Here is a 24,667-nt window from a genome sequence, read left to right on the forward strand (position 1 = left end):
AATATAGGCAGATTTTGATCATTTACAAAATGCCTAATTCAATTGATGAATTCAACTTTGTAGGAATGAAGTGTGACATTCAAAAACCATTTGTAGCAAAACCAACATTTGACTATTATTTTACTGAAATACCAAACGGTATAGAAGTTAAACAAGATTTTAAATTGGAATCTGGTTTAGTTGACGCCTTTTTTATGTGGCTGTTTGGAGCAAAATCCGAGATGGAAAAGACCAATCAGCAAGGTTTAGACTTATTGAAAAATGCAGTAGAGAAAAAATAAGATAAAATATTTTCAAGTTTAACTCTTTTACTTTGAGTGTTAGAAATGACACAAAAAAGTAAAAGAGTTTTAGTATTTTAGGAACGTAAATGACGATAAATAGAAGTACTACCGCCAACATAGTCCTGTCCGCCGCGGCGGAACAGAAACGTAGCGGGTTTTTTGTGGGAAGGTATCTAGGGGGATTGAAAAGTTTGGGTGATTTCGGTGGTGTGAAAAATGGTGCTGCCGGGCGTTGGTTTTGCGGCATTTTGACTGGTTGTTTCTTTTCTTTATGCTTTCAAATAGCAGGACTAAATTAATTGAAAGCAAAAATGCCATATAAGGACTTTCTTTAAAACTGAAGAGATAAACGACCGAATAATATACAAGAGCAAGACTATGAAGGAGATTACCTGCTAGTTTAGGATTAGGTGCGAGTTTGTTGGAAGGAATTATCGGAAGAACCCAATAAATAATTAGCTTTACAGTCTGTGGTATTCTCGCCAGTATCGACAGCACGAGAGTGCGCGGAAAATGTTGGTGCATCGGGTGCAATAGAAGGATTGTATGGATTGATTTTCGCTTTTACGGTTTCCAAAATTTTTCCGAAACATATGCGAGACGTTGTATGAAATTTTGCCGCTCAAAATCAGTGAATAGAGTATGAAAACAGAAAACAAGGTCCTATTCGATAGTCCCATCATTGGCTATGCCTACCACCGCATAATCCTTGATGATAATGGGAAACCCGTTGACTACGAATTTTTGGAAGTCAACGGCACCTTTGAAAAACTTACAGGACAGAAAGCCATTGACCTAGTCGGTAGAACGGTCACTGCCGCAATCCCCGGCAGTGAAAGGACGGAATTTAATTGGATTGGCGTTTACGGTGAGGTGGCCCTCAATGGCGGAGAGAGCGAGTTTGAACAGTATAGTGAGCCCTTGGAAAAATGGTATCGTGTACATGTTTATTCCACGGAAAAACTCTTTTTTACTACCATTTTTATAGATATTACTACCAGTAAAAAACAGACGGAAGAGCTGGAGGCGTTCTTTTCCGTTAACCTCGATCTGCTCTGTATTGCCGATTTGGAAGGGAATTTCATCAAGACCAATGAGGCGTGGAGCAGGATACTCGGTTATTCCACAGAGGAACTAAACAAAAGAAAGTTTCTGGAATTTGTCCACCCCGATGATATGGAAGCCACCCTGGGTGCCATGGCAGATCTTGGCAAGGGAAAGGATGCACTGGAGTTTACCAATCGATATAAGAGTAAGGATGGCTCCTACCGTTTCATTGAGTGGCGTTCCCATCCGAGTGGGGATCTGATTTATGCGGCGGCACGGGATGTGACGGAGCGGGTGATGGCCGAGAAAAGGATTGTTTCGGATAAACAGCAGATTGATATGTTCTTCAATCAATCACTCCATGGCTTTTTTTTGTGTATGCTCGATGAACCAATTGAATGGAATGAAGGTATCGACAAAAAGAAAATGATCGAACATGTGCTGGATCACCAGAAGATGACGCGGGTAAACCGGGCAATGCTGGATCAGTACGGGGCGGAAGAAAAGGATTTTGTCGGTATTACCGTTCGGGAGCTGTTCAAGCATAACCTTGACCACGCAAGAGAGATCTGGACGGGCTTATTTGATAAGGGCAAATGGCATGTAGAGACTTACGAACAGAAACTCGATGGAACACCAATTGTAATAGAGGGAGATTATATATGTTTATATGATGACAAAGGACGTATAACCGGGCATTTTGGCGTTCAAGAGAATATTACCGAACGTAAAAAGGCGGAGGAAGATATCAAACGTACTTCTATCCTTTTAGAAGCAGCGCAGCGCATAGCCAAAATGGGAGCTTGGGAACTGGACTTGGCTACAGGCAAAACATTTTGGACAGACGAAGTCTATAACATTCACGAAGTACCAAAAGATTTTGACCACAACAAGGCAAATGGGATTGAATTTTACCATCCCGATTACCGACCGATTATCGCAAAAGCCATAACTGACAGTATTGAAAAGCAAATCCCGTTTGATGTAAAGTGCAAATTTATAACCGCTAAAAATAACCTACGCTGGGTGCGCTCATCGGGCTATCCGCTCCTTGAGGAGGGTAAAGTCACCTTTCTGATAGGGATGTTCAGAGATATCACCGAAGAAGAGGATGTTAAAGAAGCCATCATCCGCGAACAATCCTTTTCTAAGCGACTACTCGAAAATATGGCAGATGGCTTTTCGGTGGTAGATATTGAGGGGAAGCAAATCGGAGTGAATAACGCTTTCTGCGAAATGACGGGTTTTTCGGAAGAAGAACTTATTGGGCAAACAGCACCCTATCCCTATTGGCCTTCTGAAGAAAGGGAGAATATTGCCAAAGCTTTTCAGCAAGCATTGGCAGGAGAACTTAGCTCGTTTGAACTCATCTTCAAAAAGAAAAGCGAAGAGCGTTTCCCCGTTTTGCTTTCTACAAGTACGCTTTTAGATGAAAATGGAAATACAATCAACTACTTTGCTAATATTAAAGACAATACCGAGCGTAAAAAGGCAGAACAGGAACTGAAGGCCACCAAACAAAAACTCGACAGCATTTTTAGTGAAATGGACGATGTGGTATGGTCGGCAAGCCTGCCCGATTACAAAATGCTCTTTATGACACCCTCTGCTGTAAAACTCTACGGTACGCCCTACGAAGAATTTATGGACGACAATACGTTGTGGGAAAAAGCTATCTATCAAGACGATAAACCCGTTATCCCAAAAATCTATCAACAATTGCAAGAAAATGGCCATTATGAGTATACTTATCGCATTTTATCACGCGATGGAAAAATAAAATGGGTGTCCAATAAGGGTAAATTAATACACAATGAACAAGGCACTCCCATTCGCATAGATGGGATAGTGAGTGATGTATCCGAGCGCAAAAAGGCAGAACAGACTATTCTTAAGGATTCTGAACTTCAGAAAATATTGATGGCGGTTTCCAGTCAATTTATCAATGTTCCTTTGGATTATACTGATGAAGTTATAAATAGTGCCCTTGCAACTCTTGGGCAATTTACCAATACTGACCGGTCGTATATTTTCAAGTATGATCATGAAAAAAGGGTGTGCAGTAACATCTATGAATGGTGTGGTGATGGTGTTGCTGCTCAAATTGAACAGCTACAAGGAATACCTTTTGACGCCGTTCCTGACTGGGTCGAAGCACATTTTGCTGGGAAACCAATGCACATCGCCGATGTTATGGCACTTCCGGCAGATAGCCGTTCGCGTCAAGTGCTTGAACTACAAGGTGTTCAAAGTATTTTGGTTTTGCCTATGATGGATGGTGACAATTGCATGGGCTTTGTTGGTTTTGATGCGGTAAAAAGTAATCATATCTTTTCAGACAATGAGCAGAGGCTTCTGCAACTCTTTGCATTGATGTTGGTAAATGTGTTAAATCGTAACCGGCTTGAAACAGAGTTGACTACGGCAAAGCAGCGAGCCGAAGCAGCCAGCAAGGCAAAATCAGAATTCCTTGCCAATATGAGCCACGAAATACGTACTCCCCTTAACGGAGTTATTGGCTTCACCGATCTGCTCAAAAACACTCCGCTGACCTCTGTACAGCAACAGTATGTGAATAATGCCAATGTATCGGGCCATACGCTTATGGGTATTATTAACGACATTCTCGATTTTTCCAAGATTGAAGCGGGCATGCTTCACTTGGAAATGATAAAAACCGATATGATAGAGCTTTTGGAAAATAGCGTTGATATCGTGAAATATCAAGCTAGCCAAAAGAATCTCGAATTACTACTGCATATTGACCGATCAATGCCTCGTTTTGCAGTAACCGACCCGATACGACTCAAGCAGGTTTTGGCAAATCTACTGGGAAATGCAGTTAAATTCACCGAAAAAGGTGAAGTGGAGCTAAAGGTAAAATATGAAATTGTAGATAAGGGCAGAGGGAAACTCTCCTTCTTTGTCCGTGATACGGGTATAGGTATTACGGAAGAGCAAATGAATACGCTGTTCAAGGCATTTTCACAGGCAGATAGTTCCACGACCCGCAAATTCGGTGGTACTGGTTTGGGACTGATCATCTCCGACCTGATTGCCAAAGAGCTGGGCGGAAAGATTCTCGTGGATAGTACACAGGGCGAAGGAACCACGTTCTCTTTTGAATTAGTAACCGAAATGGAGGACGGAGGTCGTCTCGAAATGGGCCCTCTTAAACTGGTCAAACGTTGTCTGATTATCGATGACAATGCCAACAATTGTCTGATTCTTGAAGATATGCTGGCAGGTTGGGGGATTGATCACGTGTCCTGTGATAACGGGTTGACAGCTCTGAAGTTGCTGGAAACATCAAAGCCTTTTGATGTCATCATCTGCGATTATAACATGCCCTATATTGACGGTCTTGAAACCATTCGCATGATCCGCAATAAGCTAAAACTGACCGCGGATAAACAACCGGTCATTCTGTTGCACTCCTCATCGGATGACGCAGAACTCCACAAGCAGTGTGATGAGTTGGGCGTCCGTTTCAGGCTCACGAAACCAGTTAAAGGACATGATTTGTATGGGTACCTGAGACAAGTGCATGACCCGGAAAAATACCAAGCACAGACTGCCGTATCAACGACACCCAAAGCACAGACGGCGTTATCCGGCAGTGTAAACATACTGATTGCCGAAGATGTAAAGATGAACATGATGATGATTAAAGCTCTTATCGGTAGATTATACCCTGAAGCCGTTTTGTATGAAGCGGTCAATGGCCTTGAGGCGGTCAGGCTGATGAGTGAAGTTTCACCGGATCTAATATTGATGGATATCCAGATGCCTGAACTGGATGGGTTGGAAGCCACTAAAAAGATTCGGGCAGTGGAAAATGAGAGCGGTATCCACGTGCCCATCATTGCCCTTACTGCTGGAGCCTTCAAGGAGGAAGAGGAAAGATGTCTGGCTGCAGGCATGGATGGCTTTTTAACGAAACCGGTAGAGCCGGAAAAGATAAAGTCCGTTCTGATGAAGTATTGTGGTGGTAAAGAAAATTCATCGAAATAAATGCCGCAGGATTCTGCACATTTTTACAGAAAAGCTCGTTTGAAGTGAGTCGATCCTGAAGATTTAGTGAAGCATTTAGCGGAGATTGTCATAGCAGATTTAACTCAGAATATCGAACAGACGACATTTGTGGATGAAAATCTGGCTTTGCTGAAAGATACGTATACATCGCTCACTTTATTTCGAACTTGTGGCAAATCCACCTTTTTGGTGAAGGTAACACACGAACAACCGCTAGTTTCTTATTCAAGTAGTTGCGAAAATTAGGTTATAAAAACGTTGACAACGACTTGTTTGCAGACCACTCCTGGTATTTCCGAAATGCCTTGGTACGAGCTAAATGAAAGAACTTAGAGACTATGGAAAAATAGAACGAATTGGTAGTGGCAAAACAGTACATTGAAAAATAATTGAGTAAAAAAGCATTGACAAATGAAAGGAAAACAGCTTGCCATAAAAAAAGGGCAGCCACCGACATCACCTTATACGCAAGCAAGGGGTTTTCCCGCTTTTGCGGGACAGGCTGTGCTTCGTTGCAGAGGAAAGTGGTAAATTTGGAGTTTAGTTTCCTGCGCGTGCGGGATTCAGTAGAAATACCTGCCTGCGTATAGGTGGGAACCGTGTGTGAACTGAATCAGTCCTCTGGGCCTGACCACCTGAATGCTTTTGAAATATATGGAAGACTGTTCGCTAATCGATAGAGAGGCCTCCGATGGTTCCCACACAACGGGAGAGCAGCCATCAAGTAAGCGTAGGCGAATCGCAGATTCCTTTAACTAATAGTACCATTATCCGCAAACCACCTTATGCGGTATCTCGCAAAAAAAAACTCCGGTGTGGTGAACGGTTAGGGAAATTCGGGGACAATGAGCTCTGTAAATGATAATTGTGGAGCTAGCCCGAAAGCCTTGTGGGTGAACCAACGATCAGATCATCCATGCACGGCCTGTTCTCGCCTGTAGGGGGTTCCATGGGAAGGTAGGAGTGAACTGAAAATCCCGAACGCTGCCATAAATCATAAAAATAGTGCGTAGCTTGCCGATCCAAACCGAAAATCTTACGACGCTTTCCGGCAATAGGCGGCCAAAAAATAGCGAAAGAAACTGCTTCAATGACGAGTGACAACGAGATGAACCAAAAATCCTGGCTCCACAAACTCCAGGACAAATGGAAGCTGAAAAGCCTCTGGCAGGTGGTCCTGGTGTTGGTGGTATTCGCCTGCACGGGCATGACGGTGCTGTGGATCAAACAGCCCATATTTGACATTTTGGGTATTGATAGGTCTGAGGGGGGGTTCGGAAAGACGGTTCTGTACCTGTTGCTGGTACTCCCCTTATACCAGCTGATCTTGTTGGTGTACGGCTTTATTTTTGGACAGTTCGGGTTTTTCTGGGAAAAGGAAAAACAGTTTCTACGCCGGATTGTCTCGCTTTTTTACCGGAAGTAAGGTTATCTTAGTTCTACCTTCCTCGTTGGGTTCCTCATTTGCCTACAAGAGCAGCCCATCCTCACGGGCATACCGCTTATCCAGCGAATTACGTCACCTCTTTTGGATTAGCTAATGGTTCCTACGTACCTTTTTTAATGGAATAGTTTTACGGATATCCTTTGTTTCTAATGATTGGGGGTGGGTAGAACTGGTCCACAGGCATTTCTTTGCCAGGCCATGCTGCCCCCAGAAGCTTGCCGGGCATGGGGTATTTGCATTAAAATGCGTACCTTTGCCCGCGAGAAAAAAGACCACCTACATTCATGGCCAAAACGAGAGGTCTCCCGCTCGACCCCAGTGAAAAGCGGAAACTGAACAAGCAAAATTTCCAGAAATTAGCCGGGATATTCCGCTTTGCGCTACCCTATAGAAGCCCCTTCTTACTGGGTATGGGGTTTTTGTTTTTCTCGAGTTTGATGCTGCTCACTTTCCCCTATGTTGCCGGAAAGCTCATTGACGCCGCTTCCGGAGAGGCTTGGATTGTGGAGGGCATTAATTCGATCGCGCTGATCCTGCTGGGGATCCTGTTTATTCAAAGTCTGTTTTCCTTTTTTCGGGTATGGCTGTTTGCACAGGTAAGTGAGCGGTCCATGCGGGATATACGCATGGCGCTCTATGACCGTATGGTGCATCTCCCCATGTCGTTTTTTGACAAGCGTAGGACCGGAGAGCTGATCAGCCGTATCACCTCCGACGTGGCCCTGCTGCAGGACACCTTTTCCATCACTTTGGCGGAGCTATTGAGGCAGGTGATCACGCTGCTGGCTGGGATCGTGTTTTTGTTTTACACCACGCCGCGGTTGACCCTGTTTATGTTGGCGACCATTCCCGTCTTGGTGATCATCGCCATGGTTTTCGGTCGGTTTATCCGAAAGCTATCCAAAGAGACTCAGGACGAACTGGCCGCTGCCAACGTGGTAGTGGAGGAAACCCTACACTCGATTGCTACGGTGAAGTCGTTTACGGGCGAGGAATTTGAGTCAAGAAGGTACGGAAGGGGTTTAAACAACGTAGTGAAGGTAGCCTTGAAAGCCGCGGGGTATCGCGGTGCCTTTATCTCGTTTATTATTTTTGCCTTGTTTGGAGGCATCGTGGCTGTGATATGGTACGGTGCCAACTTGGTCGGTGCGGGCCTGATGAGTGTGGGTGATCTGGTAAGCTTTGTGCTTTACACCACGTTTATCGGGGGTTCCATCGCCGGGCTGGGGGACATTTACGGGCAGGTGCAAAAGGCCATCGGCTCCTCCGAAAGGGTGATGGAGATTCTGGATGAATCCCCGGAGCCGGTATCCGTTGCGCAGCGTAGCTCCTCGGTAGCCGGGGAGATCGTTTTTTCCGATGTACACTTCCAGTATCCCACCCGACCCGATGTATGGGTGCTAAAGGGCGTGGACCTTTTCATACGGTCGGGAGAAAAGGTGGCTCTGGCAGGGTACAGTGGTGCCGGTAAATCGACGATTGTACAGCTTTTGATGAAGTTTTACGAGTGGCAAAAGGGGTCCATCTCCGTGGACGGCAAGCCACTGAATGAATGGGACCTCAAAGAGTTGCGCTCCAATATAGGCATAGTTCCGCAGGAGGTTTTGTTGTTTGGCGGCAGTATCCGAGAAAACATTGCCTATGCCAAACCCAGTGCCAACGAGCAGGAGATCGTGGATGCGGCCCGAAAGGCCAATGCCTGGCAATTTATCGAAAAATTTCCCGAAGGCCTTGATACTTTGGTGGGCGAACGGGGCGTGAAGCTTTCCGGGGGGCAGCGCCAGCGAATTGCCATCGCACGAGCTATTCTAAAGGATCCTGCGATTTTGGTGTTGGATGAGGCCACATCTTCATTGGACGCTGAGTCGGAGGCCTTGGTTCAGGAGGCGTTGGATAAGCTGATGAAAAACCGAACAACTATCGTGATCGCCCACCGGCTGGCAACCATCCGTAAGGTGGATCGCATCTACATGCTAAAAGAGGGACAGATCGTAGAAGAGGGAGATCACGAGACACTTGCCAATGTGGAGGGGGGGTATTATGCCAAACTGGTCAAGCTACAGTTTTCGGAGGCTACACTACCGCCTTTAGGCTGATATCCAGGCTTTTTACCTGGTGGGTGAGCGCCCCCACAGAGATGTAGTCTACCCCGCATTCGGCCACCGATACCAGAGTGTCTTCCGTGATGCCGCCGGAGGCTTCGGTGGGGTATCTTCCCCCGATGAGTGCCACAGCCTCCTTCATTTCTGCATAGGACATGTTGTCCAGCATGATATAGTCTATGCCGCCCACTTCCAACACTTCCGCTACTTCTTCGAGGGTTCGCGTCTCCACTTCGATTTTTAGGGGAAGCTGGTTTCTTTTTAGGTATTCCTGCGCGGCGTTGACTGCCTGCCTAATTCCTCCCGCAAAGTCGATGTGGTTATCTTTCAACATGATCATATCATACAGGGCAAACCGGTGGTTTTTGCCGCCGCCAATGCTTACGGCCCATTTTTCCATCATGCGGAAATTAGGCGTGGTTTTGCGTGTATCAAGTAGCCTCGCTTTGGTATGGCGGATCTTCTGGGTCAGTCGATGGGTGTAGGTGGCTATGCCGCTCATGCGCTGCATACAGTTAAGCACCAACCGCTCGGTGGTGAGGATGGAAGCTACTTTTCCTTCCACAACTAGGCCCACGTCCCCTGGTTTTACGGGAGTGCCGTCGGGAATTTTGATGCGAACCACTAGGTTTGGATCGTAGTGATGAAATATTTCCCGGGCCAGTTCCACTCCGGCAAGGATGCCGGATTCCTTGATCAGCAACTTCGCTTTTCCGGTTGCATTTGCAGGGATCACCGCCAAAGTGGAATGGTCGCCGTCCCCGATATCCTCTCTAAAGGCGGCCGTGATGAATTCTTCTAGGCTGTTCTGTGTAATGTATGCATGCTTCACGGGGTAAAAGTAGGGATTATTTCTTTTAATCGTAGTTTCAACGTCTTTCGATTGTCCCGATCAAGCATCTAAGGAGGCATACTGAATTATTCTTGCCCTATCGACCTATTCTCTGGTGATTTCGAGGCTGTAAATCTGCAGTTGGTTGGTTGGTCCCGGTTTACTTTTGATCAGTGTCTTAAAAATTCCGTCGGTACTTTGGTAGTTGCCGATAAGGTAGGATATTTTTTCGGTGGATTCGCTCTGATGGATTACCTCGAAGTTTTTTGGTGGGTTTTTTTTGAAAAAATCCCTCAGAATTATTTCCGCTTGGTTCTTAGAGAAATTACCCCTGTCTTCATTTAGTTTGATCTCGATGGTTGTCCCCATGAATTTTGCGATTTCTTTGCTTGATCCTTGGGTAAAGGCAAGTTGAATCTGCCTGAAAAAAGGGTTTTGCTCATTGGTGGTAGGGGTTTGGGCGTATGAATAGAAAGTGATTAGGCCGATAAATATGAAAACACTACATCTCATAGGGGGCATGTCGCAAAATCTAGGCCAAAAAATGTAACCTTTTTTGCTGGGATAAAAGTGCAATTTTCGTTTTCGGCATTTGGATGCTTTGAGTGTGCTTGATTAGCATTTAGATTGCCATCCTTTGGCTATTATCCGTATATTTGCAAGCTCAATAATCAGGGCGATTACTATCGCGGGTGCATCTATCGCACGTATTGAGCGGGCATTAATCGAGACAAATCGAATACCAGCATACATGGAGAAGAAAGTTTTATTGATGATTTTAGATGGCTGGGGATTGGCCACAAATCCGGATGTGTCGGCAATTGACAAGGCGCAGACCCCATTTATCGACAGCTTATATGGTAAATACCCCCATGCAAAGCTCGAGGCATCGGGCTTGGCGGTAGGTCTTCCGGAAGGTCAGATGGGCAATTCCGAGGTAGGTCACATGAATATTGGAGCAGGGAAGGTAGTGTACCAGGATTTGGTCAAGATCAACAAAGCGGTAGAGTCCGGCGAGCTTAATGGGCATCCGGTTTTAAAAAAAGCTTTTTCTGATGCGATAGCGTCGGGCAAGAAGGTGCACCTGATCGGTTTGGTTTCAGACGGAGGAGTACATGCCCATATTTATCACCTGAAGGGTCTTTGTGATGCGGCAAAGGCAAATGGAGTCCAAAACCTATATATTCATGCCTTTACAGACGGAAGGGACACGGATCCCAAAAGCGGATTGGCGTTTTTAAGTGATCTGAAGGAACATTGTGAAGGGTCGGTAGGTAAGGTAGCCTCTGTGATCGGAAGGTACTATGCAATGGATCGGGATAACCGATGGGAACGGGTAAGCCTAGCCTACAAAGCAATGGTAGAGGGAGAGGGGGAAAAATCCAAGGATATACTCTCCGCTATCCGTAAATCCTATGCAAATGGTGTTACCGACGAGTTTATCCGCCCCATTATTCAGGTTGACGAAGCAGGTAAGCCCGTAGGAAATATTGAGGACGGGGACACGGTTATCTGTTTTAACTTCAGAACCGATCGGGGCAGGGAGATTACGGAGGTGCTCACGCAAAAGGATTTTCCCGACTTCAATATGAAGAAGCTGAATCTAAACTACGTCACCTTTACGATGTATGACGAGACGTTTAAAGGGGTTTCCGTGGTTTTCGAAAAGGACAACCTGTCCAATACCTTGGGAGAAATACTGGCAAAGAACCACAAAAAGCAGATCCGAATTGCTGAGACAGAAAAATACCCCCATGTCACTTTCTTTTTTTCCGGAGGCAGGGAAAAGGAATTTGAGGGAGAGTCACGTATTTTGTGCAAGTCTCCGAAGGTGGCTACCTATGACCTGCAGCCGGAAATGAGTGCCTTTGAGATCGCCAAAAAGATCAATCAGGAGCTGCCAAAAAGGGAGGCGGATTTTATTTGTCTAAATTTCGCCAATGCTGATATGGTGGGGCATACCGGGGTTTTTGAGGCTGCGGTAAAGGCCTGCGAGGCAGTCGATCAATGTGCTGAATCCGTGGTAAGTACTGCCTTGGAAAACGATTATACCATCCTAGTGATAGCAGATCATGGAAACAGCGATTGCATGCTGAATGAGGATGGAAGTCCTAATACAGCCCATACGACCAACTTAGTGCCCTGCATCATGGTGGACAAAACAGACCGGTTGGACATTAAGGATGGTAAGCTCGGGGATTTAGCGCCGACAATCCTTACGTTGATGGGCGTGGAAATCCCGGCGGAAATGACCGGCGAGGTACTTTTAAAATAAGGTATGAATCGTGTAAGTATCAAAATAGGGAGCCTGGCATTATTGCTTGGGCTCCTTTTTTCTTGTTCTGAAACAATAGATGAAGGCAGAGGCGGTTCAGGTCTACCACTAAAATATTTTCCTCTGGGCGATTTTTTGCAGGATCAACTATCGCAACTTGACGGGAAAGAAGTCCATAAGGTACTACGTATCGGAGATGATCGGCGCGAAGTAGTGCGGCAACGATTGGACAGGGAAGGATGGGGCAAGGAGCTTGAGCTTTTTTTACAGGCGGATCTCAATAAGGCGTCATTAATGGACTCATACACCGTTGACGAAACAGCAGATCGACTCACCCATAGGCTGAAAGATGGAGAGCCTGGCGATGTGCGTGAAATGGTGATACGCCGGGAAAACGGTAGGGTCCTGGATATTTCCTTTGCCTATAAAAAGGATTCCTATTTTTACCTTTCGGAAGGTACGGGGACTCTCGAGATCCATCCAGAGAGCGGACTGATTCAAGGCTATACCGTAATTGGAAGGCAAAAGATCTGGTTTTTGCCTACGAACACGATGGAAGTAACAGCAAGGGTAACGCCATAGACCCTGCCTAGGCAAAGGCAAAGAAGACCAGCCAGGTGATAAACAAAATCGGCAGTAGGATAGGGATAGAATACCGGATAACGTATCCAAAAAAGGATGGCATTTTTATCCCACTTTGCTCTGCGATCGACTTTACCATGAAGTTGGGGCCATTACCGATATAAGTCATTGCCCCAAAGAAAACCGAAGCAACGGAGATAGCCATCAGCTGAAAAGCCGAGTCTGGAAATTGATTTGCTGCGAATGCCTTTACTTGTTGGATGTTGCTTATTTCAGTGCCTTCAGAAGCCATTGCTGCCGCCAAAAAATTCAGGTAGGTAGGTGCGTTATCCAAAAAACCCGACAATAGGCCTGTGCCCCAGTACAGCGTGTTGTGGGTAATCAATGCGGCGCCTTCCGGAGACTTGGCAAATTGCCCCACCAGCTCCAGTGCCGGCATCATCGTGCCAAAGATACCGATGAAAATAAAGGCAACTTCCCGGATTGGCTCAAAGTTAAACTCATTGCCCTGTATGGCCTTTTTATCGGCAAATTTAAACGATAAATAGGCTACCGAGAGCATTATTGCCTCCCGAATAAACGAAAATTTTTGTCCGTCGTAGTGAATTGCCGGTACCCAATCCAACACATTGGGATCCAAAAAAACCGATACGATAATCACCAGTAGCCAAAGAAAGTTTTTGGAGCCTATCAGGGTTATTTTGTTGCTGTGGGTTATCGGTTCGGTGGTATCGGGTTCCCCCGCTTGGCCAAATTTCCGGTCTACCACATAGAACAGTATCGACAATATGGTCAGGGCAAGTACCCAAGCTGGCCAGTTATGTTCCAAGGTCCAAAAAAACGGAACTCCTTTCAGAAAGCCCAAAAATAGGGGCGGGTCACCTATAGGTGTAAGGGAGCCGCCGATATTACTTACCATAAATATAAAGAATATGATATGGTATGGCTGTACATGATGCCTGTTTAGCCGTATAAACGGACGGATGAGCAGCATAGAGGCGCCCGTGGTACCGATCAAGTTGGAGATCAACGCGCCGATTACCAGCAGCGAAACATTTGCCAGCGGGGTGGATTTTTTGTCCACGTCGATAAGTATACCCCCCGAAGCGATAAAGAGTGAAGCCAATAAGGCGATAAACTGTATGTATTCAGCCAACGCATGGACTGGCCCATGCACGTTATGCAAAGCAAATAGGTAGTAGGCGATGACCGCCATTGCCAGTCCTACGGCGATTTTGGGGTAATTATGGTGCCAGAAATGCTCGTAGAAAAGAGGCCCGGTGGCGATCATGAGCAGTAGCGCCACGAATGGGATAACAAGCCATCCAGGAGCATGGGCATGATGTTCTTCTACTTCGTTGGAATCGAGGGAAGTACCATGGATCGTTACAGATGCATCTGCCAGCATTGGGGCAGCTGATGCGGTAGTAGAAAGCGTTTCAGATGAGTTGGTTGCCTCTGCGCTCACCGTAAAGGTGACAGGAAAGAACAAAAGTCCCAAAAGCAGGGTACATGAAGCAATGAAAATCTTCATCAACTAAGTTTATTAGGTTGGTGTAATTCGCGGGAAAGTTAGGTCAATGGTTTGGGATAGGAAAACAAATTCCAACGTTTAATCACCCTAAGCTACTTATTTTGCATTATATAGAACAACTATTTTGATAGATGGGGACTAAATTTTTGAAAAGGCTGTGATCTAAGTGGTTAAAATCACAGCCTTTTTGATACAGAGAGGTCGAAGCGTTTACCTCGATACCGGGGCAGCCGAGTCGGCTAAATGACCTGATTGAGCGCAATTTCGAGAGCGTTTTGCGCTATTTTGGTTTTTTGTGGGTTCGTTTCGTGTGTTCGCTTTAGGGCTTTTGCTACTGTTTTGCTGATATCTTCAAAAATGGCCTGATCTGTTAGGGCAGCTTTTTCACCCATAAGATAGGCGTTTAGGCGTGCCATGCCGGAATTGGAGATAAAATCGGGAATAAGCGAAATCTTGTTGTCTGCCATGATTCCAATCGGGCCCAGAAATATATCATCTTCGGCGAATGGGATATTGGCCCCGCAGGTAATCAGTTCTACCCCACCTGCTAGCAATCGGTTTACCTGCTCTTTTGTGATCAATCGCGAGGCTGCAGCCGGAATGAAGATATCTGCCTTCACGTCCCAGATACGCTGGGAAACCTCCGCATAAGGGATGAGATTTTCCGCAACTAGACGGTTATTTTCCTTGTTTAGGAAGAGTGTTTTGACCTCCTCCAGTGAAAAACCCTCGGTGTTGATCAATCCCCCTTCCAAGGAATGGATTCCTACTATTTTCACGCCCTCCAGCGCAAGGAAACAGGCAGCCGATGCGCCCACGTTCCCCCATCCTTGGATGATGGCCCGCTTGCCTTTCAATTTTCCTCCCCATAGCCGATAGTAGTGCTTAATGGATTCTGCAAGTCCATACCCTGTAATCATGTCTGAAACGGTGTGGCGTTTGGTTCCATCGGGAGCATATTTTGGATCCTCTATGATCTTGCCCATTCCCTGTCGTAGCTGGCCAATTTTCCTGATTTTTTCGGGTTCCGCTGCTTTGTAGTGGCCATTTACGACGCCTTCTTGGGGATGCCAAAGGCCATAGTCTTCGGTAATGGGCAATATTTCAGTTCGCTCGTCCACGTTTAGGTCCCCCATCGTTCCGCAGTAACTCTTCAGGATGGGCATAACCACTGCATACCATCGTTTCAGTACCTCCGCTTTTCTAGGGTCCTTTGGGTCAAAATTGATTCCGGACCTGGCACCGCCTATGGGAGGTCCAGATACGGTGTATTTGATTTCCATTGTTTTGGCCAGCTCGATCACATCTTGCTTGTCGATGCCTTTTTTCATACGTGTTCCCCCGCCGGCAGCACCATTTCGGAGAGAGTTTATGACGAGCCAACCTTCTGCCTCGGACTCGCTGTCACTCCATTCAAATACGATTTCAGGTTGTTTGTTTTCGAACTTTTTTAATATTTCCCGCATGTTTTAGAAAATTGGTTTATTGTTGTCTAAGAAATCAGTCCAAAAAGGGTGCCGCCGCAGCTGTCTTTCGATGCTCCGGTAACCGATGCCAGGCAGTTTGGGCGTCCAGTAAGGCGTAATACACCCAATAATGCAAAGATCAACGCTTCTTTGAATTCAACCAAATGAGCAGATGGTACCGTGATTTCTACGTGGCCCTTTGTCTTTTCGCGTAATTGGTGGATGAAAAAGGCGTTATAAGCGCCACCACCCGTACAAAGCAGTTTTCCATTCCCTTGTTTCCCGTTTTTGATGCTTGCCGCTACCTGATCTGCCATATGTGCTGAAAGGGTTGCAAGCAGATCCTGATCCCCAACGCCGCTGTTTGTTACTAGCGGGAGGAAGTCCCGATCAATCTGTTCCCTTCCAAGTGATTTGGCACCTTGGACTTGGTAGTAGGGAAGTTCGTTCAGTTGCTTAAGCAGAAGATGGTTTACTACGCCTGCTTCGGCCAACCTGCCGTCCCGGTCAAATGGATGACCCAGCTTGTTGGCAAAGTGATTAAGCAGTAAGTTGAAGGGAGATACATCAAAAGCCACCTGGCGACCATCGACTTGATAGGAAATGTTCGCAATGCCGCCAAGGTTAAGGCAAAAATCATATTCGGGAAACAGCAGCTTGTCGCCGATCGGTACGAGCGGAGCACCCTGACCGCCCAGCCGAACATCCAAGGACCTGAAGTCATTGACGACCGGCACCCCGCAAGCTGCGTAAAGGCTCCAACCATTTCCGATCTGCATAGATAGGCAGTTTTCCGGCTGGTGAAATACCGTATGGCCATGAGAAGCGATTGCCAGCGGTGCAAATTTGGTCTTTTTGCAAAAGGCGGCCACTTCCTCTCCCATCCATTTCCCAAAATCAACATCCAATACTGCTAAATCAATGGCACTGAGCAGGTGACAAGTGGAGAGGTTTTTCCCCAATTTAGTGGGGAACGCGCTCGTTTCCGCGGCATGAATTCCATAGTTCCATGTCGAAGATGTTTCTTCAAAGGTAACGGCAACCATATCCAATCCGTCGCAGGACGTGCCTGACATCAAACCGATCATGGGGTAAATTCGGGGTTGTTCCATAGGGTTAAATTATGTTAAAAGCACCCACGTAAAGTTAAAATTATTTTAGCGTAACCGAATACCTTTTTGAAAATGCCTAATTTTACCCGTCGTTGTTACGGCCTAATCTAACGGGAATTTTCGATTTTGGATTACTTCATTGTTGATATTGGAAACAGTAGGATCAAGGGCGCCCATTTTAGGGATAACGCGCTGCGGGAAGAATGGAGTATGACCGCTATCTCTGAATTAAACCGTTTGGCAGACACCCTTGTGTTTGAAAGGGCACTGGTAAGTTCTGTGAAATGGCGAAAGGATGAATTAGAGGCTTCGTTGGGTTTTCCTTTTGTTTATTTCGATTACGAAACCGGATTACCTGTAAAAAACTGCTACGAAACTCCCTTCACGCTTGGCCTCGATAGGATTGCGGCGGTGATAGGCGCGCGCTGTTTTAAGCCCGAAGGCCCCCTGCTTGCGATTGACCTGGGCACGTGTATTACCTATGAATTTTTGGATTCGGACAACTCATATTTGGGAGGAGGCATTTCTCCGGGTATCCAACTGAGGGCAGAGGCGATGCACCGGCATACCGCCCGATTGCCGCTGGTTGAATGGCCAAAAGATGGTGTGCCATTGATAGGTCGGAATACCAGATCCTGTATGCAATCGGGGATGTATTATGGTGTACGACACGAGGTTTTTGGTATGATCCAATCCTACTCGGCAGCCTATCCTGGCCTGGGAGTCTATATTTGTGGAGGAGATGCCAAATACTTTGAAAGCTTAACAAAAGAACACATATTTGTAATCCCCAATTTGGTCCTTTATGGGCTAAATCGAATTTTATCTTACAATGTCGAAAAACTACGCGCGTAATTTGGTAAGCCTATTGCTAGGTTTATTTTCTATACAATCCAGCTTTGCACAGTCTACTTCTTCTACCTATAGCTCCCTTGGCATAGGGGAATTCAACAACTCCGGATTGACCCAAAACCAAGCGATGGGTGGTATGGGGATCAGTTACGGAAGTAGTTTCAGTGTCAATAACGTGAACCCCGCGATATCGATCAAGAACTACGCATACAGCTTTCAGGCTGCACTGAACTACAATACCTTGGATGCTGCGACGTCTACGAGTTCGGACAGAGTAGATGGTGGTGGGCTTAGTTATGTGACCATGTCGTTTCCGCTTATTCCGAGGAAATGGTCGATGGGGTTGGGGCTTAATCAGGTAACTGGTGTTGACTACAATCTTTCCTATTTGGGGCCTGTGGTAAATTCGGACCTGCTTTCGAGAAACAACATACAGGGCAGGGGAGGCTTAAGTGAAGTTTATCTACAGACCGGCTTTCAAGTGGTCAAGAACCTAAGTTTGGGTATTCATGGCTCTTACCTATTTGGGTCAACCATTCGGACCAATCAGTTGGAACTGTTGAATCCCGAGTCTTTGCCCATTGGGATATCATCGGAATATTACGAACGTATGACCTTCAGTGACCTAACTTTTAAAGGTGGGCTGTATTACATGGCTAAAATCGGAGACCGGAAAGTTTTAAATTTGGGTGCCATTTATCATCTTTTTGGGGACATTAACGGAAAAGAATTTGCTAAAATGGCAGAATTGGGGCAGTCTGCGATCCCAAATTCTCCTGGAAACGTGCTTCGAGACGACGAACCGGGCAGCATCCACATACCGCAGCGGTTCGGTTATGGGGTTTCTTACGAGAAAGTTGATAAATTTGTTGTAGGTCTGGAAATGCAGCATCAAGATTTCAGCCAGTTCAGAGGATTTAATCCTGGTGAAAGCTCACTGACCAATTCCTTTAAGGTGAGTTTAGGTGGGCAGTACGTGCCAAATCCTTATTCTATCGAAAGTTTGTTTGACAGGATAACCTTTCGTTCAGGGGTGGAATTCGAAAAATTGCCCTACTTTATAAATGATACGGAGATCAATGATATTGGCATAAATTTTGGAGCATCTATTCCTGTATACTCGATGTCGCTATTGAATTTGGCGGTGAAGGTAGGAACAAGAGGAACAGTCGATAATGGCTTGATACGGGAGAATTATTTTAAAGTATCTTTGGGAATTTCAATAAATGATAATAGTTGGTTTTACAAAAAAGTATTTGAATGATGTGGACAAACATGAAATTTAAATGGGGGCTAGTTGGTTGTCTATCCTTATTGATGGTAGGGATCGCCGGAGCCCAAGACGGATGGAACTGGCCCGCGGATCCCGCTATGGAGAACAAAGCCAGAGAGGTAAATGCCGCCTACACGGATTACAAGCGTTCTGAAGAATTTCTGAAAGCCAAAGACGGATTACATTGGTTGTTGGTCAATGTCCCCGAACTCAATGAGTCGCTCTACATCAACGGTGTTGACATTTACGCAGGCGCGGCAAAAGAGGCCACCGATCCAAAGCTACAGCGCATTTACCAAGACTCGGTTATGATCGTTTACGAATTGAGAAATAAATTGTACGACAACGAGTCCAGGTGGATTGCAAACAAGGCTTATTACGCCTACAACTTTTACAAAGGAGAAAAGGATAAAGTTTCGGTAGCTACTGATGCGTTTGCCCGGGTTATCGAATTGAATGGAACCCTCTCCTTTCAGTTGGTGCCCGCGTATTTCGATGCGGTATACAGAAACTTCGCCTACAACAAGGCCTACACGCCGGAGCAACTGTTGGAGATATATGAGAAGTTGAACGCGATCTTGGTAGAAGCTGAAGGTCAGGGCAATGACGTAAGCAGCCAACGCGGAATCATGGAGCAGCTTATCGTAGCCATGGATATCATCGATTGTGAGTTCATAGCGAATATATTGGGTCCCAAGCTAAAAGCAGAGCCTGACAATATGAAACTTGCCCAGCAGGTATTCCAATATTCTGTGCAACAAAAGTGTACTTCTTCCGAAACATTCCTTTTTGCTTTGGAAGTAATAGACAACAACGATCCTACCTTCTCCACCTCTCAGGTACGGGGCTTGCGGTATATGCAAAACTCTGAGTATGCCAAGGCTGGCGAGCTGTTTGAAAAAGCACTTACTTTGGCTACAACAGATGCGCAGCGCGCAGAGATCCACTGGGACATGGCTAAGGTCCATGCAAACTTGGGAAGGAAATCGCAAGCTAGGTCTTCGGCCCTGAAAGCAGCCGAGATGAACAAAGAGAGGGAAAAGGATGCATATAGCTTTGTAGGGGGACTTTACATGAGCTCATACAATGATTGTAGAGGCGGTCAAAGCCGCGTTAAGGATTACGCCTTATTTATCGCAGCCTATGATGCCTACGCCCGTGCCGGGGATTCAGCCGGGATGGCAAATGCAAAATCCCGGTTCCCATCCAAGGAAGAACTTTTCACCGAAGGTTTCCAAGTGGGTGAGACCATGTCGGTCGGATGCTGGATTGGTCAGTCTGTGACCTTGGCAACCCGTGACTGATCCAAAGAAAAGTTAAGAGGAGTATATTCAGCAAGGGGCGGTTAGATACCGCCTTTTGTTTTTATATTTGGATATGTTTTTGAGGAATTCACGTAGTTTGCCCTTTGTGTTGCTGGTTTGTTGTGTGGCATATATCGGCTGTAGGGAAGATGTGGATAAAAGTCAGTTGGCGTTTTACGAAGGCCCCACTCGGGTCGGCTTTGACATTGTATTGCACCACAGTGACTCCGCCATCGTTCGCACTAAGCTGACGGCGGAGAAACAGTTGGAGTTTCGTAATGGCAACAATGAGTTTCCCGATGGGATAGTTATCCATTTTTTTGATAAGGACGGTGTTTTGTCCACTACCATTCGGGCCGATAGAGGCTTTTACGAAAAGAGGACCAACCTTTACCGAGGGGAAGGCGATGTGCGTGTTCATAACATTCTAAAAGACCAGAAGCTGAATTCGGAAGAGCTGTTCTGGGATCCAAGCAAGAAGAAAATTTATACAGAGAAATTTGTGACGGTCGAAGAGCCGGATAGAATCATACGTGGTACCGGAATGGAGGCAGACGAAGGCTTCAACGACTATACATTTACCAAAGTAACGGGAATTATTGACAACGCACTTTAGATGCCGACCTCTGGCATGTGAAAGGCCTTAGAAAAAAGTGCTCGAAGAAGGGATTGATTACCTGGACATTTCCCGTCCGACCGGAGTCATCCGGGCACACCTTGACCATTAAAAACACGATTTAAATATATGAAGTTGCTGGATTACCTCATATTGCCCGCTGCGGCGGCTCTTGTGATTATCGGTGCCCACCTTACCATGACCCAAGGGATTGGTGCCGCCTATCCTGTTCTTATGTTTGCAGTGGCTTTGTTGTTTTGGTTTATGTACCGAAAGCGCCTGCGGGCCGAGGACGTTGATAAACCGGAAACTACCAATACTAAGAAAAAGAAATCCCGTCGCTAAATGGAAACCCAATACCTGGTATTCGTTTTGGTAAGCCTGCTCTTTTCGGCGCTATTTTCCGGTTTGGAGATTGCGTTTGTTTCGGCCAACCGGCTGCACATCGAGTTGCAAAGCAAGCAAGGGAAACTATCCGGAAAGATTCTTTCCGGGTTTTTGAAAAACCCCAGCCACTTTATAGGTACCACCCTGCTGGGAAACACGATATCGCTCGTGCTATACGGTATTTTTATGGCCTATCTGTTGGAACCGCCTATTCAACACCTCCTTCCCGATACCCTGAATAATCAACCCGTATTGCTTGTCGTGCAAACGCTGGTTTCCACTGTAGTGGTGCTTATTACCGCGGAATTTTTGCCAAAGAGTATCTTTAGACTCAACCCAAACTACCTGCTATCGGTTTTTTCCCTACCCTTTGCGTTGATTTACTACCTGCTCTATCCTGTGGTTTGGTTTGTCGTGGGGCTTTCGAAGGTGTTCCTTACCAAGGTGCTCAACCTGGAATACGCGGAGGATAAGCCAGCATTTGAAATTACCGATCTAAACAGTTTTATTCAGCACAATCTGGATCCACAAAGTGAGGACGGAAAGTTTGAGATAGACACCAAGATTTTTGACAACGCCGTCGAATTTAAAACAGTGAGGGTTAGAGAATGCATGGTGCCAAGGACAGATCTGGTGGCCATTGAGGAAAACGAGGATATGGCCGATCTCAAGAGGGCTTTTATTGATAGCGGTCACTCTAAGATCATTGTATACCGGGATACCATCGACGATGTAATCGGCTACTGCCACCACCTTGAATTGTTCAAAAAGCCAAAGAATCTCGTGGAGATCCTTACCCCCATCATTATCGTTCCCGAATCTGCGCTGGCCAATGATCTATTGGTCCAGTTTATCAAAGAGCGGAAAAGCCTGGCGCTGGTAGTGGATGAGTTCGGGGGAACCAGCGGTATTGTCAGTATGGAAGACATCATCGAGGAGATTTTTGGAGAAATAGAAGATGAATACGACAACGATGACCTGGTTGAGCAGCAGCTTTCCGATTTTGAATTCCTGTTGAGTGGCAGACATGAGATTGACTACCTCAACGAAAAGTTCAATTGGAATCTGCCTTCCGGCGATTTTGAGACCCTGGCCGGACTAATCCTTTCGGTGACCGAAAGTATTCCCCAAAAAGGAGAGACAGCTACGTTTGGGCCATTTTTGTTTACCGTTATGTCCAAACAAGACAACCGAATTGATACGGTAAAGGTCAAGATCAACGCTACCTAGGAGCTAAATACTTGATTTATTGATTGAGGTTTATTTTGAATTTAACGGGATATGTAATTATTTTGCGACACTTCAAAAAATAGGAGAATGGCATTAATAAAAGAAATAAGACAGAGAACAGGTCTTGCTATCGGTGTAATCGCGGTTGGGCTAATATTTTTCCTTGTAGGGGGGGATATTTTGGGGCCGAATTCGATGATTCTGGGTAGTGGGCGAACCACCGTAGGAGAGATAGCCGGTGAGAAGATCTCCTACGAGGAATACGTTCAGAAAATAGAGCAGGCAAAGTTCTCGTTTCAACAGAATACCGGAAGAAACCCTTCTGAAAACGAGCTTTATAGTATCCGTGAGCAGGCCTGGCAGGCACTGATCGTGGAGAAGGTCTTTTCCGCAGAGTACGAGAAGCTAGGCCTTACCATTTCGGATGAAGAACTGATAGACATGGTGTCCGGCAAGAACATCATTGCTGAACTCAGGAGAGAGCTGACCAACCCCCAGACGGGTGAGTTTGACCGGCAACAGTTGTATGCCTTCCTTCAGTCGTTGGATAATGCGGATCCACAGCAGCGCCAATTTTGGGCGCAGCAGGAACGGTTGTTTGCAGACTCGAGACTTCGGGTGAAATACGACAACATGCTTGCGTTTTCAGAATACGCAAATACCGCGGAGGCTCGGCTTCAACACAAAATGGCCAATACCATTGCGGAGGTTGACCATATCCAGATTCCCTATTATGTTATCTCCGACACCGCTGTCTCAGTATCAGACAACGAGCTTAAGAGTTTTATCAGCAAAAATAAGGGACGTTTTAAAGTCGATGCTAGCAGGGATATCGATTATGTGACCTTCAGCTTGAGGCCAAGTGCAGAGGATTCCCTCGCGGTGCTGTCGGATATCCGGGCACTAACCGAGCAATTGAGAAGTTCGGAAAACGATTCGGTTTTTGTACTTCGAAATTCAGAAGCAACCAACGCATTTCGTACCATCCTTCCGGGCGACGCCCTGCCGGTGAATTTGACGGCAAATGTCGAGGAGCCGGAGGTAGGTATGGTTTACGGCCCGTTCCTTACCGATCGTTCGAGCTACGTCTCCTATAAAATTACCGATCAGTTTGAGGGTACTCCCCGTATGCGCGCCAGCCATATTTTACTTTCTACGGAAGGACTAGAGGGAGCGGCGAAAGCAGAGGTTCGTGCAGAAGCCCAGCGAATATTGGACGAGATTAGAGGTGGGGAGAATTTCTTTTTTGCCGCACAGCAATATGGTCAGGACGGAACCGCCCAGCGGGGTGGCGATTTGGGTTGGTTTGCCAAGGATGATTTTATTGAGGAGTTTGCGGAAGCCGTGTTTTCCGTTCGATCTACCGGGTTGATCAACAGGTTAGTTGAAACAGAATACGGGTACCATATAATTGACGTTACAGAGTTACCCCAAACCCGTACTACGAAAGTAGCGGTTTTGGAACTCGAACTGATAGCAAGTGATGCCACCAGAAACGACGTGTTCAGAAACGCTGATATGTTTGCGGCCAACTCATCCAATGCCAAATCATTCCGCGAGAATGCAGAAAAGGAGAGTTACCAGGTGTTGCGCGCAGCCGCAGTCGGATCTTCTGCCAGATCGCTTAACAATTTGACTGGCGCTAGGGAGATTGTACGTTGGGCATTTACGGAGGCTTCTGTAGGTAAAGTATCGCAGGTGTTTGAACTGGACGACGCCTATGTGGTGGCTTTGGTAGTAGCAGAAACCGGCGAGGGCCTTGCCGACCTACGCGATCCAATCACCCGTGAGCAGGTGACCATGGAAGTAAGAAACGAGAAAAAGGCAGCACTGATCATTGACAAGATTAAAGGCCTGGAGACGCTAGAGGCAATAAAAGAAGTATTCCCGGATGCATCCCTTGGATCTACTCCGGATTTGAGAATGAATTCTACCGTTATTCCGGGTGTCGGCTTTGCGCCACGGGCGGTGGGAGCTATTTTCGGCATGAATACCATCGGTAAGCTTTCCAAGCCCATTCGTGAAGACATCGGTGTAATCGTAGCCCAGGTAAATACATTGACGCCGGCACCGGATATTGCTGATTTTACCCGGTACCAAAACGAGATTACTACCAACGCATCTCAGCGGACGAGCTATATGATCATGATGGCGATGGAGGAGCTTGCTGATATCAAAGATTATCGCTATAAATTCTTTTAGGAGAAGGCGCCTAGAAAAATCCCATTTTCAGAAGGAAATGGGATTTTTTTGGTGTGCCGTGCATGTTAACTAACTAGGTGGTGAAAG

At 46.2% G+C, this 24,667-nt stretch carries 19 protein-coding genes; 14 read left to right on the top strand and 5 right to left on the bottom strand.

Annotation, left to right across the window (positions count from 1 at the left end; all coding sequences use genetic code 11):
- The 5 genes from ADIS_RS00915 to ADIS_RS00940 all read left to right on the top strand — a co-directional run.
- Positions 1-281 (top strand): hypothetical protein (locus ADIS_RS00915; RefSeq protein WP_035804203.1); only part of this gene is annotated, 281 nt, incomplete at its 5' end.
- Positions 282-926: 645 nt separating this feature from the next.
- Positions 927-5,345, top strand: a complete 4,419-nt coding sequence (locus ADIS_RS22105) for a PAS domain S-box protein (RefSeq protein ID WP_010852358.1) — start codon at positions 927-929, stop codon at positions 5,343-5,345.
- A gap of 167 nt (positions 5,346-5,512) precedes the next feature.
- Positions 5,513-5,599 (top strand): Fic family protein, encoded by an 87-nt coding sequence (locus ADIS_RS23640; protein ID WP_202900543.1) that lies wholly within the window; start codon positions 5,513-5,515, stop codon positions 5,597-5,599.
- An 857-nt stretch (positions 5,600-6,456) separates the two neighbouring features.
- Entirely contained in the window at positions 6,457-6,792 is a 336-nt protein-coding gene (locus tag ADIS_RS00935) for a DUF6787 family protein (protein ID WP_010852362.1), read from the top strand.
- A gap of 305 nt (positions 6,793-7,097) precedes the next feature.
- Positions 7,098-8,909: an ABC transporter ATP-binding protein gene (locus ADIS_RS00940; RefSeq protein WP_010852363.1), complete on the top strand. Its 1,812-nt coding sequence runs from the start codon at positions 7,098-7,100 to the stop codon at positions 8,907-8,909.
- On the opposite strand, the gene nadC is transcribed toward ADIS_RS00940, so the two are convergent.
- Positions 8,887-9,747 carry a carboxylating nicotinate-nucleotide diphosphorylase gene (gene nadC / locus ADIS_RS00945; protein ID WP_010852364.1) on the bottom strand — a complete coding sequence of 287 codons (861 nt, stop codon included), beginning with the start codon at positions 9,745-9,747 and terminating at the stop codon, positions 8,887-8,889. The genes ADIS_RS00940 and nadC overlap by 23 nt on opposite strands.
- 105 nt (positions 9,748-9,852) lie before the next feature.
- Complete coding sequence (locus ADIS_RS23530) at positions 9,853-10,269, bottom strand: DUF4783 domain-containing protein (RefSeq protein ID WP_155906995.1); 417 nt, start codon at positions 10,267-10,269, stop codon at positions 9,853-9,855.
- 229 nt (positions 10,270-10,498) lie between these two features.
- Between ADIS_RS23530 and gpmI the strand changes: the two genes are divergently transcribed.
- Together gpmI and ADIS_RS00960 are read left to right on the top strand one after the other, a co-directional pair.
- A complete protein-coding gene (gene gpmI, locus ADIS_RS00955; RefSeq protein ID WP_010852366.1) occupies positions 10,499-12,022 on the top strand; it encodes a 2,3-bisphosphoglycerate-independent phosphoglycerate mutase in 1,524 nt (507 codons plus the stop codon).
- 3 nt (positions 12,023-12,025) lie between these two features.
- The gene (locus ADIS_RS00960; RefSeq protein ID WP_010852367.1) at positions 12,026-12,604 is read left to right on the top strand and encodes a hypothetical protein; all 579 of its coding nucleotides are present in this window, start codon (positions 12,026-12,028) and stop codon (positions 12,602-12,604) included.
- A 7-nt stretch (positions 12,605-12,611) separates the two neighbouring features.
- Here the strand turns inward: ADIS_RS00960 and ADIS_RS00965 are convergent, their stop codons facing one another.
- From ADIS_RS00965 to ADIS_RS00975, 3 genes are all read right to left on the bottom strand, one after another.
- On the bottom strand, positions 12,612-14,012 hold the full coding sequence (locus ADIS_RS00965; RefSeq protein WP_155906997.1) for a sodium:proton antiporter: 1,401 nt from the start codon (positions 14,010-14,012) through the stop codon (positions 12,612-12,614).
- A 365-nt stretch (positions 14,013-14,377) separates the two neighbouring features.
- Positions 14,378-15,604 carry a Glu/Leu/Phe/Val dehydrogenase dimerization domain-containing protein gene (locus tag ADIS_RS00970; protein ID WP_010852369.1) on the bottom strand — a complete coding sequence of 409 codons (1,227 nt, stop codon included), beginning with the start codon at positions 15,602-15,604 and terminating at the stop codon, positions 14,378-14,380.
- Positions 15,605-15,630: 26 nt separating this feature from the next.
- Positions 15,631-16,716 carry an anhydro-N-acetylmuramic acid kinase gene (locus ADIS_RS00975; RefSeq protein ID WP_010852370.1) on the bottom strand — a complete coding sequence of 362 codons (1,086 nt, stop codon included), beginning with the start codon at positions 16,714-16,716 and terminating at the stop codon, positions 15,631-15,633.
- 126 nt (positions 16,717-16,842) lie between these two features.
- Here ADIS_RS00975 and ADIS_RS00980 point away from each other — a divergent pair, with 126 nt between their 5' ends.
- The 7 genes from ADIS_RS00980 (at position 16,843) to ADIS_RS01010 (ending at position 24,580) form a co-directional block, all read left to right on the top strand.
- Positions 16,843-17,571 carry a type III pantothenate kinase gene (locus ADIS_RS00980; protein ID WP_010852371.1) on the top strand — a complete coding sequence of 243 codons (729 nt, stop codon included), beginning with the start codon at positions 16,843-16,845 and terminating at the stop codon, positions 17,569-17,571.
- Positions 17,549-18,832 (top strand): outer membrane protein, encoded by a 1,284-nt coding sequence (locus tag ADIS_RS00985; RefSeq protein ID WP_010852372.1) that lies wholly within the window; start codon positions 17,549-17,551, stop codon positions 18,830-18,832. Before ADIS_RS00980 ends, ADIS_RS00985 begins: the two co-directional genes overlap by 23 nt.
- A complete protein-coding gene (locus ADIS_RS00990) occupies positions 18,829-20,145 on the top strand; it encodes a hypothetical protein (RefSeq protein WP_010852373.1) in 1,317 nt (438 codons plus the stop codon). The genes ADIS_RS00985 and ADIS_RS00990 overlap by 4 nt, the downstream gene beginning before the upstream one ends.
- Before the next feature lie 79 nt (positions 20,146-20,224).
- A complete protein-coding gene (lptC, locus tag ADIS_RS00995; RefSeq protein ID WP_238325351.1) occupies positions 20,225-20,761 on the top strand; it encodes an LPS export ABC transporter periplasmic protein LptC in 537 nt (178 codons plus the stop codon).
- Between the two features lie 129 nt (positions 20,762-20,890).
- On the top strand, positions 20,891-21,106 hold the full coding sequence (locus ADIS_RS01000) for a hypothetical protein (RefSeq protein WP_010852375.1): 216 nt from the start codon (positions 20,891-20,893) through the stop codon (positions 21,104-21,106).
- A complete protein-coding gene (locus ADIS_RS01005) occupies positions 21,107-22,378 on the top strand; it encodes a hemolysin family protein (RefSeq protein ID WP_010852376.1) in 1,272 nt (423 codons plus the stop codon).
- Between the two features lie 87 nt (positions 22,379-22,465).
- The gene (locus ADIS_RS01010; protein WP_010852377.1) at positions 22,466-24,580 is read left to right on the top strand and encodes a peptidylprolyl isomerase; all 2,115 of its coding nucleotides are present in this window, start codon (positions 22,466-22,468) and stop codon (positions 24,578-24,580) included.
- Positions 24,581-24,667: the final 87 nt, after the last annotated feature.

The sequence above is a fragment of the Lunatimonas lonarensis genome, from assembly GCF_000390185.1.
Classification (GTDB): domain Bacteria; phylum Bacteroidota; class Bacteroidia; order Cytophagales; family Cyclobacteriaceae; genus Lunatimonas; species Lunatimonas lonarensis.

Bases quoted from the DNA above. Each gene is read 5' to 3' on its own strand.
- ADIS_RS22105 (WP_010852358.1), top strand. From the start codon at position 927: ATGAAAACAGAAAACAAGGTCCTATTCGATAGTCCCATCATTGGCTAT.
- ADIS_RS00935 (WP_010852362.1), top strand. From the start codon at position 6,457: ATGACGAGTGACAACGAGATGAACCAAAAATCCTGGCTCCACAAACTC.
- ADIS_RS00940 (WP_010852363.1), top strand. From the start codon at position 7,098: ATGGCCAAAACGAGAGGTCTCCCGCTCGACCCCAGTGAAAAGCGGAAA.
- ADIS_RS23530 (WP_155906995.1), bottom strand. From the start codon at position 10,269: ATGCCCCCTATGAGATGTAGTGTTTTCATATTTATCGGCCTAATCACT.
- gpmI (WP_010852366.1), top strand. From the start codon at position 10,499: ATGGAGAAGAAAGTTTTATTGATGATTTTAGATGGCTGGGGATTGGCC.
- ADIS_RS00960 (WP_010852367.1), top strand. From the start codon at position 12,026: ATGAATCGTGTAAGTATCAAAATAGGGAGCCTGGCATTATTGCTTGGG.
- ADIS_RS00965 (WP_155906997.1), bottom strand. From the start codon at position 14,012: ATGCTGGCAGATGCATCTGTAACGATCCATGGTACTTCCCTCGATTCC.
- ADIS_RS00970 (WP_010852369.1), bottom strand. From the start codon at position 15,604: ATGCGGGAAATATTAAAAAAGTTCGAAAACAAACAACCTGAAATCGTA.
- ADIS_RS00975 (WP_010852370.1), bottom strand. From the start codon at position 16,716: ATGGAACAACCCCGAATTTACCCCATGATCGGTTTGATGTCAGGCACG.
- ADIS_RS00985 (WP_010852372.1), top strand. From the start codon at position 17,549: ATGTCGAAAAACTACGCGCGTAATTTGGTAAGCCTATTGCTAGGTTTA.
- ADIS_RS00990 (WP_010852373.1), top strand. From the start codon at position 18,829: ATGATGTGGACAAACATGAAATTTAAATGGGGGCTAGTTGGTTGTCTA.
- ADIS_RS01000 (WP_010852375.1), top strand. From the start codon at position 20,891: ATGAAGTTGCTGGATTACCTCATATTGCCCGCTGCGGCGGCTCTTGTG.
- ADIS_RS01005 (WP_010852376.1), top strand. From the start codon at position 21,107: ATGGAAACCCAATACCTGGTATTCGTTTTGGTAAGCCTGCTCTTTTCG.
- ADIS_RS01010 (WP_010852377.1), top strand. From the start codon at position 22,466: ATGGCATTAATAAAAGAAATAAGACAGAGAACAGGTCTTGCTATCGGT.